15 protein-coding genes are annotated in these 11,939 nt (G+C 40.1%); 13 read left to right on the top strand and 2 right to left on the bottom strand.

Annotated elements, in window-relative coordinates; genetic code table 11:
* Window positions 1-31 precede the first annotated feature (31 nt).
* Window positions 32-2,689 carry a DUF6493 family protein gene (locus Q0625_RS01745; RefSeq protein WP_298823175.1) on the top strand — a complete coding sequence of 886 codons (2,658 nt, stop codon included), beginning with the start codon at window positions 32-34 and terminating at the stop codon, window positions 2,687-2,689.
* Window positions 2,690-2,696: 7 nt separating this feature from the next.
* Here Q0625_RS01745 and Q0625_RS01740 read toward each other — a convergent pair whose 3' ends face one another.
* Window positions 2,697-2,936 (bottom strand): DUF5053 domain-containing protein, encoded by a 240-nt coding sequence (locus Q0625_RS01740; protein WP_298823174.1) that lies wholly within the window; start codon window positions 2,934-2,936, stop codon window positions 2,697-2,699.
* 655 nt (window positions 2,937-3,591) lie between these two features.
* Entirely contained in the window at window positions 3,592-4,380 is a 789-nt protein-coding gene (locus tag Q0625_RS01735) for a hypothetical protein (protein WP_298823173.1), read from the bottom strand.
* A gap of 320 nt (window positions 4,381-4,700) precedes the next feature.
* Between Q0625_RS01735 and Q0625_RS01730 the strand changes: the two genes are divergently transcribed.
* The 12 genes from Q0625_RS01730 to Q0625_RS01675 form a co-directional block, all read left to right on the top strand.
* Window positions 4,701-5,321 (top strand): Rha family transcriptional regulator, encoded by a 621-nt coding sequence (locus Q0625_RS01730; RefSeq protein ID WP_298823172.1) that lies wholly within the window; start codon window positions 4,701-4,703, stop codon window positions 5,319-5,321.
* A 4-nt stretch (window positions 5,322-5,325) separates the two neighbouring features.
* Window positions 5,326-5,538 carry a hypothetical protein gene (locus tag Q0625_RS01725; protein WP_298823171.1) on the top strand — a complete coding sequence of 71 codons (213 nt, stop codon included), beginning with the start codon at window positions 5,326-5,328 and terminating at the stop codon, window positions 5,536-5,538.
* A 57-nt stretch (window positions 5,539-5,595) separates the two neighbouring features.
* Complete coding sequence (locus tag Q0625_RS01720) at window positions 5,596-5,730, top strand: hypothetical protein (RefSeq protein ID WP_298823170.1); 135 nt, start codon at window positions 5,596-5,598, stop codon at window positions 5,728-5,730.
* Window positions 5,730-6,017 (top strand): hypothetical protein, encoded by a 288-nt coding sequence (locus Q0625_RS01715; RefSeq protein WP_298823169.1) that lies wholly within the window; start codon window positions 5,730-5,732, stop codon window positions 6,015-6,017. Before Q0625_RS01720 ends, Q0625_RS01715 begins: the two co-directional genes overlap by 1 nt.
* A 176-nt stretch (window positions 6,018-6,193) precedes the next feature.
* Window positions 6,194-8,233 (top strand): hypothetical protein, encoded by a 2,040-nt coding sequence (locus Q0625_RS01710; protein ID WP_298823168.1) that lies wholly within the window; start codon window positions 6,194-6,196, stop codon window positions 8,231-8,233.
* Window positions 8,230-9,117, top strand: a complete 888-nt coding sequence (locus tag Q0625_RS01705) for an AAA family ATPase (protein ID WP_298823167.1) — start codon at window positions 8,230-8,232, stop codon at window positions 9,115-9,117. Before Q0625_RS01710 ends, Q0625_RS01705 begins: the two co-directional genes overlap by 4 nt.
* 6 nt (window positions 9,118-9,123) lie before the next feature.
* On the top strand, window positions 9,124-9,777 hold the full coding sequence (locus Q0625_RS01700; RefSeq protein ID WP_298823166.1) for an AAA family ATPase: 654 nt from the start codon (window positions 9,124-9,126) through the stop codon (window positions 9,775-9,777).
* 13 nt (window positions 9,778-9,790) lie between these two features.
* On the top strand, window positions 9,791-10,231 hold the full coding sequence (locus Q0625_RS01695) for a hypothetical protein (protein ID WP_298823165.1): 441 nt from the start codon (window positions 9,791-9,793) through the stop codon (window positions 10,229-10,231).
* Window positions 10,197-10,472, top strand: coding sequence for a hypothetical protein (locus Q0625_RS01690; protein ID WP_298823164.1), 276 nt, complete (start codon window positions 10,197-10,199; stop codon window positions 10,470-10,472). The genes Q0625_RS01695 and Q0625_RS01690 overlap by 35 nt, the downstream gene beginning before the upstream one ends.
* A gap of 18 nt (window positions 10,473-10,490) precedes the next feature.
* On the top strand, window positions 10,491-11,120 hold the full coding sequence (locus Q0625_RS01685; protein WP_298823163.1) for a DUF3164 family protein: 630 nt from the start codon (window positions 10,491-10,493) through the stop codon (window positions 11,118-11,120).
* Window positions 11,121-11,234: 114 nt separating this feature from the next.
* Window positions 11,235-11,549: a hypothetical protein gene (locus tag Q0625_RS01680; RefSeq protein WP_298823162.1), complete on the top strand. Its 315-nt coding sequence runs from the start codon at window positions 11,235-11,237 to the stop codon at window positions 11,547-11,549.
* Window positions 11,546-11,939 (top strand): hypothetical protein (locus Q0625_RS01675; protein WP_298823161.1); only part of this gene is annotated, 394 nt, incomplete at its 3' end. The genes Q0625_RS01680 and Q0625_RS01675, both read left to right, overlap by 4 nt.

The raw sequence follows: 11,939 nt of genomic DNA, 5'->3' as shown, positions 1-11,939 counted from the left end.
ACTTTTCACTCATCACTTTTCACTATTCATTATGAACGATTCCTTACTTTCCGCCATCAAGGCACTTGATTTTACTGCCATACGCAATATTTGCTTGGCGCTTTCTCAGGAAGAGAGACAGGAGCTAAAGAGTTATTTTGCCCGAAAAAACTTCAACTTTATCTTTCGAGAAGTTCTCAAAGAAGAAAAAAGATACCATTTCTCTAATAAGGAATTAGCCATTATCTCATACACTATTATGTGCGTGTGCAATACCTTAGAGGAGGTAAGAAAAATAGAACTTTTCCAAAATATAGAACCTTATGTAAAGGGGAATTACTACTATTTCCTATCTTCTTTAGAAGACGAAGTTTTATTAGATTTCGTTCAAACGCCACAAGGGGCTTATATGATAGAAGGTATCAAGCAGATGTATAAGGATAATCCTTTGGAGATGTCTTTTCAAATACTTTGGTCGACATATAAGGCTGGGTATATTCCTCTTAATGAGGGTGTTTTTATACAAAGAATGTATGACCTCAATTGGTTTAAGGCAGACGAGCATCTTACTAAATACCTATTGAAACACCCAGAAACAGTTGTTCTTTTCCCTTCTGTACCAACGTATATCCAAGATACTATATTTACTACAGAAGAATGGAAAAAAATATATCATACCCTAGACAAAAAAGGATATTTCACTAACAAAAATGCGATTCTCCACGCTTTTATCGAAGCTCTACTGAACCCTTGGAAGAAGACTGTGCTGGATATGTATTGCCGTTGGATAGAAACCCTCGAACCCTCCCACCAAGAGCTTTTATATAACCAACACACCCTTTTTGCCCTGCTCAGTAGTGATAAGACATCGGTGGTGAACTTTGTAATGAAACTTATCAAAGAGATTGCCTGTGAAAAGGACTTTGATTTTGAAGCTTTCGCCGATAACTTTGCCTTGTGTTTTGCTACCCAAAAGATAGCCAAATCCCAACTGATAGGTTTGGATATTTTAGGAAAGCATTACAAACAGCAAGCCCCTGCCGATCCCGACTACCGCGAGCAATTAGCGGTACTCTTCACTGTGTCTGATGCAAAGCTCCAAGAAAAAGTCGCTACCCTCCTTACCTCCTATTTCAGTGGAGAGGGCTTAGCAGAAGTAGTAGCACCATATCAAGACTATCTAAAAGGAAAGGCACAGGAGCTGCTCCCTTTTGAAAGCGACAATTTGTCTGAAAGCTCCGACCCTTCCTATTCTAACGAGCCTAATTCCCTAACTAAAGAAATTGCCCGTGCGGCTCGCACCCCTAAAACTTGGGACGATCTCCTTTTCCTCATTGGCGATTGCATTCGTGAGCGCTCTCCCCTTGTCTTAGATCTTTTCTTTGAGGGATTGAACCAGTTGCAAGCACAAATCCCTGCGGATTATCCAGAGCAGGTAAAGCCCTATCTCAATCAGTTTCTCTCTAACGAAAGGGCTGTTACATCACTATTCTATCAGTTTTTAGACTCGTGGTGTAGCCAAAGCCCTATCCCTCTTGTTTATAATACCAATAAGGAATGGGAAAAATTACAAGAACTCTATAAAGAAAAGAAATACTCACAAGCCGAGAAGTTCAACAAACTAAGAGAAATACACGTAAGTGCTAATAAAGCGAAGAAGATCTTTCCTTTTTTCTTCAATAAGATAGCGTGTACTCTACAAAAGCTCAAAGAGAAAGACACGTTGCCATTTATCAGCACCCCCACTCACGCTCCGTTTTATATAGAACCGCTTACCTTTTTAGAGCGCATTATTCAATATGAAAAAGCAGATAAAACCCCTATGCAGGAAGATGTCATCATAGGGCTTAACCGCCTGCTCTCCACCGAGATTACAGAAGCACAAAAGCAATTAGCTCTTTCCCTTACAGGCGATTATACTCCTGCCTTACAATATTACTTTGAGGTAAGCAACGCCATCACCATAACCGATGTTACACGAGTGCTCTGGGGGCAAGTTTTACGTCTGAAAGATATTGATGGGGTATTCCCTGAATTAGAAATCCCTCAAAAGCCTAATCTACAAGGCTTGGTGCGTCCGTTTTATCTGAAATACGAAGTAGAACTTACCAAAATCAATGGTGTAGAACGAAATAAAATCATTTTGGAAGACAATTGGGATAAAAAACATAGTACCTATTCGTACTATAATGAACTCGGAGCCAACTATTACAATGTATCGCCAATGGGCAAGGTAATAGATGAGGACATTGACTATGAGCTCAGCCTAAACCCTCGCTATATTGACGGTTGGCTGTGCAAATACCTGCTCCCTTATACCCAAGGTATGGATAGGGAAAGCCTCTCGGAAGCCACTCGTGTGATGAGTTTGCTTTTGCAACACGGCTTGCCTATCTATCACGGTGGTTGGCTGATGGTCGCCACTTGTCTTTTAGCCGAAAGAAAACCTCTGCGTGATCTGGCTACTGAGTATATCCTTCTAAGCCTGCAAAAAGGGGAAATACTCTCCTACCTCGCCGAAGCCATCGGAACGCTCTTAGCTCATAAATATGCCCCCATCGCTCGCTTTGTGGAGTTCCTCGACCTCCCTACCCGCGACCCTAAAATAAAGGCTTTCCAAAAAGCAGTAGTAGAAGCTTATTTACCTTTGGCAGAAAAACAAGAAAAGAAACCTACGAATCACAAGAAGTTGGTAGCGTTCAGTTGTTAGCCATTGATTATTCAAAATTATCAGCAGTTCTGCGTATACGCTCTGCCAAATCATACAAAGCTCCTTTGAATTGTTCTTTTTCGGCTTCTGTAAAGCCTCCTATGCTTCCGTTGCCATCACTATCGGATAATTTATTATAGATCCAAGAAGCTGATTTCCCAAAATAGCGTTGGGAAATCTTTGCCCACGATATATCAAGACCTATATCTTGTATTTGCTGTTTTGTAGATTTCCTTGTGAGCTTCATCTTACTATTAATTTTTGTTTTGCAAAGATACTGTAGGTTTCCACAATATACAAATTTTTTCTTTTCTCTTTTCAAAATTATTTTCCTAACCAAATAAAATAACTATATAAACAAGATAATGGGCGGTACTAAAATAGGAAAATACGAAAAAGTACCGAAAGCCTTATAAATAAAGAGATTGAAGCTAAAAAAGGCAAAAAAGCGGACAAAACGAAATGTACAATAACTACCATTTAATTACCAAGTAATTGCCAAATAACTACCAATTAAATAACCTTAATTACCTACATAGGGTATAAAGATACCTATTAATTACCCAAACCCACTAAAATAGCCCCTTTGAGGGCTTTTTTTTATGCCCTGAAACAGCCTTTAAAGCCCCTATAAAGCACCCCGAAAATGAGGGTGAGAAGTACCCCCGAAAAAACCTCTTTTTTAGGTTAGGGAGACACTTAGGGGGACACTTAGGGGGACAAAAAAGCACCTAAAAACAGAGAGTAAAAACCCCTATACTTATACCCACACGCAAGCAATACCCCTTTTTTATAGAGTGGAGGGGGGGTGTATTGTAGGGTATTTTATACTATATTTTTACGTAATTTATTGATTTACAATATATAATATAGTTTTCGTACTAAAAACATAGTGTTTTCCCCTATTGATCTATCCACTCAACTTCACCATTTGGAAGGCGGAATATAACAGGTGCCGAATTTTGTTCCTGTACAAGGTACCCTTCTACATGGAATATACTTCTTATATCTTCTTTTTCAATGGGGAAGGGTTCGTAAATAAGCTGACCATCAGGGTGGGTACTTAAATTGGTACTATATGCCATAATACAATTTTTATCGCCCTTACAAGTTTGTAGCTTCTTGGTAACCCTAATCTCGTCTGTTTCCACTACATAATTTTGTCCCCAAACAATGCTCTTAAGGCTGTTTATTTTCTTAATTGCTAAGATACAGCCACTTGGATATTCACTCATACTTTCACCAAAGTGTCTTATAGCTGCATTGGCGCCTGGATACATACTCCCCAAGTCAATATAAGCAGTAGGAGCAGTCACAGGGCTAAGGTCGGCAGATAGCTGTGTTCCTCCGATAGTAGCTACACTTTCATAGAAGGGAACAATATTAGGCTTTTTGTAAAACTCTCCCGAAGCTATTTGCTTGAGTGCCTTTATTTGTTCCTCCTTACTCATATTTTTGATATCCTCAACACGTGGTTTAAGCATTTCTCCTTCACCAGTAAGTAGCCAAATAACATTAATCTCTGGATATGATTGTAGAATATTTTCTATTTTATCGCTCCCAATAGAGCCATTATTCTTATATTGACTAGCAAAAGCTCCATTAGAAAAGCCTACTTTCTCCTCAAATTTTCGTACAGATAATCCTTTGTAATCTACGAATTCCTTTATTCGACTAACTATATTAGACATAAGTTGTATTTTTATTTTATTGAATTTCAATTAAATGGAAAATAATGTAAAATATTTTCTACAAAATACTTGCGAATGTAGAAAATATCTTATAACTTTGCACCGCTAAACGAAACAAAATAACGAATGCACAAAGGTATAAAAATTCCTCGAAAATTCAACCCCTTAGTGGTGGAAAAATTGTCTGTAAAGTTTGGGCTATCAAAAACTTATATACGCCAGTGCCTAAACAAAACACGAAACAGCGAAACGGCTGATACTATTTGTAAAGAGTACAAAAAGTATGAAAAAGAAATCAACAATGTTTTAAATGATTCATTATGAGAGAATTAATTAACACCATTGAACAAACAATGTCCAGTTTTGAGATCGCAAAGCTGACAGGAAAACGTCACGATAATGTTATGCGTGATATTAGAGAACTCAATAAGGGATATGAAAAATTGCATCTCCTCAAAATTGAGTTAAAACACAGAATCAGTGATTTAGGGGAAGGAAGACAAAGAAAAGACCCTTATTTTGAATTGACCAAAATGCAGACGTTTGACCTTCTGACTGGGTATAACACCGAATTGCGTATTAAGGTCAATCGTAGGTGGGCAGAGTTGGAAGCCTTGACACAAATCAAAATGCCCAAATCTCTTAATGTATATGGCATGGAAGCCTTACCCTATGTGGAGTGGTTACTAATACATAACTACTCGGTAACCAGTGGGCAGTATCACGCTCGCATTCGCAAGCACCCTCAGCACTTCTACAAGGCGAGTACAGGCAAGTGGTATATCAATAAGGCATTCGCCGAGCAACTCTTAGAGATTCGCAGTAGTTGCGAGAAGCTCAAAGAAGTGAAGGGCTTGCCGCAAGTACATCAGATGACAATTTTTGAAGTGATTGCAGAAGTAAAAGCAGAGCAAGAGAAATTAAATCAACCTAAACAATAGCAAAATGAAAATAGGAGATCAAGTAAAAATAAGCCGATACACTACAGACCCCGCAAAGCAACAAGGAAAAATCGGGACAGTGATAGAAATTTATCCGGAAGACGAAATGACTACCGTGGTAAGAGTAGCGTTTGAAAGAGATATGGGGGCGAGGTTTTCCGCCCTATATGATATAGATTGCTTAATTCCTGTAAGTGAAGACGATTTAGAAGATTAATCAAAAAGCGGTGAGCCACCGCGGGCAATTAGCTAACGATTAAAAAATAATTTTGATATGAAAAGAAAGACAGTACTTCTGCTCAATGGTCACTTGGATGTGATAGGCAGGGAAATTATCACCACTTTCTTAGGAATCGTGGTCAAACGAGAAAAGATATTGTATAACAGAGCTGTAAAATATAGAAGGTAATGGAAACAAAGAAAAACAACGGCGTACGCTTTTCCGCTGATGTAAAGATAAGCGAAAAAGGAATTGGCAAGGACGTAAATATTGATATTCGCTATATAGACCTTACCAATCCCCAAGAGTGGGAGCAACTACAGCAATGGCTTACTCGTCTAAGGAGTTCTCTCGTTGGAGCACATAGCGAACCCGATTCGCTTGGCCGTTATAATAATAGTGAACATGAACCAAGGCGTAGTTGGGATACTCATTATTCAGAAAGTCCTCTGCCTCTTGAAGTTGTTCCAAATTAAACTCCGCAATAACGAATTTGCGGTTATGAATGTACTTTTTCATACGGATATATTTTAATTAGTTTGAAGCTACAAAGGTAGCAAATTTTTCCCTAATTCAGTAGGACTGACAGCCGAAAGGTTGGCGGAGCAAAATCGCATTAGGGAGCAAAGGCAAAAGCCAAAAAAACACACAAATGTACGCATACAAAGACAACATATTATCCATACCTGCACGGCTCCTATACGATGATTGGGGACTGATGAGTTATGACTACTACAAGAAGCTATGTAGCCGTGGTAAGCTCATCACTACCCAACCAGGGAAAGGCTTAGGCAACGAAGCATGGGTATCTTTCCACGAATTGCCTGTGGTGAAAGGGGTTAATATCAAGGAGGTGTGCTTGAAGATGTTGGGCAAGCCCGAAGATAGTAAGATCTTACAGAATGACCTCGAACCTCTCTTGGTGCCCGACTTGGAAGCTATTAACTTCTTTTCAAGTCACCGCAAGCCCAATGGAAAGCCCCTAAAGATAGAAGAGCAAAGGGAAAAGGCTACCTCAGCTGTGATTTTAAATGCTATTGAAAGCCTCTTTAAAGGTCGTATCAAAAACCCGCTTTACAAAGGGAAAAAGGTGGAGATATGGAAAAACATTAGCGAGGCTGTCAATACGCTGAACCCCGAACGTTGGCACTTTGACCTACCGAATAACCCAAGAAGCCTGCAACGAAAATATAACCAGTATCTAAATGAGGGCTACTATGCTTTTATCCACAAAGGTGAGGGATCTGGGAATGCCAAAGTTGTAACGGAAGTAATGGAAAGGCTTTTTATCTCTATCTGCTGCATGCCTAACAAACCCTATATGAGTTCGGTGTATGATATTTATAGGCAGTTCCTTTATGGTGATATAGAAATCTTTGACAAAGCCACTGGTGAACTTTTCAATGTGGAGCAGGACTTTTGCGACGAACATGGCAATATCTTAGAAGTCTCTGAAAGCACCATGAAACTATGGCTAAACAAGCCCGAAAATCAGTTGGTTATCAAGAAAGCACGCAATGGAGAATATGACTTTAGCCACAAGGAACGTCCGCATGTCAATAGACACGCACCGCTTTACTCTATGAGTAAAATCACCTTAGATGACCGCGACCTAATGCACACCAAGCTACCTAATGGAGACAAGGTTATGGCCTACTATGCTTATGATGTGATGAGTACCGCATTGATTGGTATAGCCCATAGCAGAAAGAAGGACAACGAACTATTCTTGGACTGCTTCCGCTCTATGTTTCGCTTTACGGCTCAATATGGCTTAGGCACCCCAATGCAGATAGAAGTAGAGCGACACCTTACGGGCGCACATGTGGAGGGCTTACTCAAAGCTAATAACATTTTCCCATTCGTGAGATTCTGTAATCCTACCAATTCGCAAGAGAAGTATGCCGAGACCATGATACGAGGTAAGAAGTATGGGATAGAGAAAGACAGACACCAAAATGTAGGACGACACTATGCAAAATTGGACAGCAACCGAGTAACCACACAAAAGATATTTGACGAGTTCAACGATAACTACAAGGAGGCTAAGGCTACCTACGAAGAGATAGTAGCTTCGGAAATGGAAGAGCAAACCCTCTATAACAATCAGCCACACCCCGACCAAGAGCGCTTCCCTGGAAAGACACGTTTGCAGGTGTTTTTAGAGAATGTAAATCCAAACTTGCCGAAACTCAACCGAGCCCTCTTAGCGCAATATATAGGCAGATGTGTGCCTACTACCATACGCAGGAACCAATATGTAACCGTACAATATCAAAAGTACCAATTGCCCAACCCACAAGTTATTTCCTTGCTTTCCTCCTATGAGGTGCAGGCCTATTACTTACCCAATGAGGAGGGTGTAGAGGAGGTGTATTTGTACCAAGAAAACCAATTCCTCTGTGAGTGTAAGCGCCTTAAATCCTTTAACCGTGCCAATGCCGAATGGACAGAAGCCGATAAGGAGATATACCAAGAGCAAATGCATTATATCAAGCAGTTTGACCAATATACCAAAGAAAAAACCGCTGAAAAGCTGTCAAAGGTAGGCACACTTTCGGTGGAGAAAAAGACACAAAAAGTAGCTGCTTCCGCCCCTGTAGTAGCCTATGAGGAGCAGAAAACTACTAACTACAAAGAGTATCAGAAAACTAAAACAGAAATGATAAATAAAGCCTTATTAGACCTATGATCACAACAGCATTAAAAGAAAAAATCATTTTGGCGATTGCCGAAAATAGAAAGAATTACCAATCCGACAGTAAGCACGCACAGAGCTTGGGGATTAACACAGCGCAGTACAGTCGTATCAAGAAAGGCGAATTAGAAGGAGTGCTTAGCGATGCCAATTGGGTCAGCATAGCCCGCAGGCTTCAAGTACAACTCAAGGACGAACGCCCTTGGGTAACGGTGGAAACAGAGACCTTCCAATACATCTACCTACAACTTTCGACCTGCCAAGCTCGCTCCATTTCGGCTATCCTATGTGATAGAGCGGGAATAGGCAAAACGCATACGGCAAAGGTATATGTCAGTAAGAACAAAAATGCAGTGTATATAGACTGCTCACAGGTGAAGACCAAACAGAAGCTCATTCGCAAGATCGCCCAAGAGTTTGGGATTGCTCACACGGGGCGCTATGCCGATGTATATGAGGACTTGGTATTCTATGTAAAACAATTGGAAAACCCACTTATCATCTTGGACGAGGCGGGAGACTTAGAGTATCACGCTTTCCTTGAACTCAAGAGCCTATGGAATGCTACCGAGTACGCTTGCGGTTGGTATATGATGGGTGCTGACGGCTTGCAGGCAAAAATAGACCGCAACAAGGACATCAAAAAAGTAGGGTATGCAGAGATATTCGACCGCTACGGCTCGAAATATAGCCGTGTAAGTCCTGCCCAAGACAACGAAGCAATTACGGCTTTCCTCTTGGGACAAATAGCCCAGATAGGCGAAGCAAACGGCTCTACCCTTACCCCCGAACAACTCTTTGCTCGTACCAAGGGAAGCTTAAGGAAAGTACGTACTGAAATAGAAAAAGTGCGAGCCGCACAGGCAATTAATAACTAATAACTAATGATAGATAACAAAATAACGATACCAAGGGCTTACACCTATGAAGACTTGGCGAGAAAGAAATATAAGACTTTGCCCCTATCGGAGCCCTGGCATACCCACTTAGGGGAGATAGAGCGAGCGGGAAGTATCCTTATCTATGGAGATTCGGGACACGGAAAGACAACTTATGCACTGCAATTGATGCGAGAGTTATGCCAAGGGGAAAAGGTGCTATACAACTCTTTGGAAGAGTGCGGAAGCCTTTCATTGCTTACCAACTTGGAACGTACAGGGCTTAAACAATATAAAAACAAATACTTAGTGTGTGGAGAGCCTTTGGACAAACTTATACAGCGCCTTAGTCGCCCACAGCAACCTAAGATAGTCTTTATAGACAGCGTGCAGGCTTGTTTTAGAGGGCAAAAAGCAACAGCTTATCATGATCTTATCCTGCAATTTCCTCAAACTCTATTTATTGGAATCTCACAAATGAGTAAGGGAATGCCCAAAGGAGCTGTAGCGGAGGAGTTTTATTGGTTTTGTCAGAATAGAGTATTAGTGAAGGACTTCAAGGCTTATATAGACAAAACCCGTACAGGAGGGAATGAGCTAGAACCCTACATCATCTCCGAAAGCAAAGCAGGGGAAAGAGAATTGAAAATGATTAGATAATAGATAATAAAATATGGAAACTATAGAAAAGCAAAAGACATTTAGAGAGTGCCTACTTTATTACTTGGACTGCAAGTATTGGGCATACGAACAACTACAAGGGATGTACTTTGAAAAATGGTGTGAACAGGTGCATAAACAGAGGAAAACTTTAGTGGATCCAAGGATATTAGCAAAGAATGACCATTTACTAAATTGGTTTGCCAAGCAGTGGGAGGTCTATGTAGAGGGCGAGATAGCCAAATACTATGGAAAGGCACTCAGAGAAGGGGTATTTGACCGAGAGGATGTAGAGCTAATGATACACTTACAAATGGAGAATATTTACCGTATTTACCCCAAGATATTACTGAAAATGATAGATAAAAGTGGAGAGCCTCCACAGATAATCAAGAGTGAAAAACGAAAAATAACAGTTGATGAAACAGCTATATATGGAAGTGCTAAGGCTTGACAACTTCTTACAAGCCTTATCAGTATCAGAGCGAACAATGATACATCAGTATCATGCTGGATATAGGACATACGTACCGATAGCGGTACTTACCATCTACGAATGGATAAAAGAGAACAAGTGGGAATCCACAGACTTTAGATATAACCAAGATAGAGTATTGACTTGGTACAATCGGTATACAAAGACATGGGAATCGATAGAGACCCACGAGTTATTTAAAGCAAAAGTAGCAAGATAATTTAAAAAAGACAATAAAATGAGTGTAGATTTATCACAACTAAGTGCAGAGGAACGTGCAGCACTTATAGAACAGGCGAAAGAATTAGACGCCAAGGAAAGAGAGGAAAGAAAAAAGGCCTATGAGCAAATGAAAGCCGATGCGATCATCAGCCTTATCACCGTAGCTAAGGACATCAATGAACGGCTTACGGAGTTCAAACAGCATTCTTTCGAGACGATGGACACCCTACATGAATTGTTAAAAGAGTACAGCGGACGGCGTGTAGGAGGGAAAGGTAACTTTAGCGTGGAGTTTGAGAACTTCAAGGTGGATTACAGCAAGCAGGGTAAAGGTTCTTATGATGAGCGTGCCACCGAGGCGGAGAAGTATATCTTTGACTTTATAGAAAGCCGCTACTCAGGAGATGAGGGTACTAAGGAGTTTATTCTTTCTTTATTAGAACGTAAGAAGGGCGAACTTGACCCCGATAATATTCAGAAGCTCTACAAGTACGAGGATAAGTTTGCCGACCCGAATTTCTCCAAGGCATGTGAGCTATTCCGTGAGAGTTATCAGTATAACCACTCCAAGGATTATATCCGCTTCTATGAAAAGGACAAGCATGGGAAATGGCAGAATATACTCTTGCAGTTTTCGGCTATTTAGGCAGTCGAAAATGCTCCTCTGCCCTTAACATGTCGCCAATAATAGAAGGACGCTTTTATGAGACCCCTTAAGGCGGAGGAGCTTCTTTTAAATAACCTTTAAAAACGATTTAAAATGAAAGAAAAACCAACACATTACTATTGTCTATGTACGAATAATAGTAAACCTAAAAATAAATTACAAGAAGAGTTTTTAACTTTTCTAAAAAGTATGGACATGTCGCTTTATGAGGTAGATAAAATAGAAGATTTGAAAGTATATATATTCGAAAAAGCTGAGGAAATAAATAAAAAGTATAGTCGCTGCGCTCCTTTACAGATTTATTTTATAAGATATACGAATTATAGTCTTTACTTAGAAGGATTTGAAGCAGGAAGTCTACACTTAAGGGAAGCACACCTAATTGATATAAAAAACGGTTTAAAATGATTAGCACACGACAAATAAAAATTCTACAAAACCTCTTAGGAAAGAGGTTCAATGACAGAGAGGAACGGATAGCATTCTTATCAGATTCCGCTCAAAGAGAGTTAAGCTCTAGTAAGGAACTAACTGAAGGAGATTTCTTTGGGCTATTAGATTGGCTGGAGTATAATTACGCTAGGGAGGCGTATTTTGATAGCCATAACGCACAACACCTTAGCCTATTGGCAAAATGTCACGAATTGGGTTGGGTACGAGAGGATAATCCTAAGATTCCGGACCTTGGAAGATTGGGTAAGTGGTTGCTCTCAAAGAGGTGCCCTGTACAAAAACCATTAATGGAAATGACTACTAAGGAAGTCAGTAAGGTAATAGGAGCGTTAGAAAAAATAATTG

Origin of the sequence: uncultured Capnocytophaga sp. (assembly GCF_938029845.1) — a bacterium.
In the GTDB taxonomy this organism is placed as follows: domain Bacteria; phylum Bacteroidota; class Bacteroidia; order Flavobacteriales; family Flavobacteriaceae; genus Capnocytophaga.
Note: the sequence above shows the minus strand (reverse complement) of the source record. Positions and strands in the feature narration are given on the sequence as shown.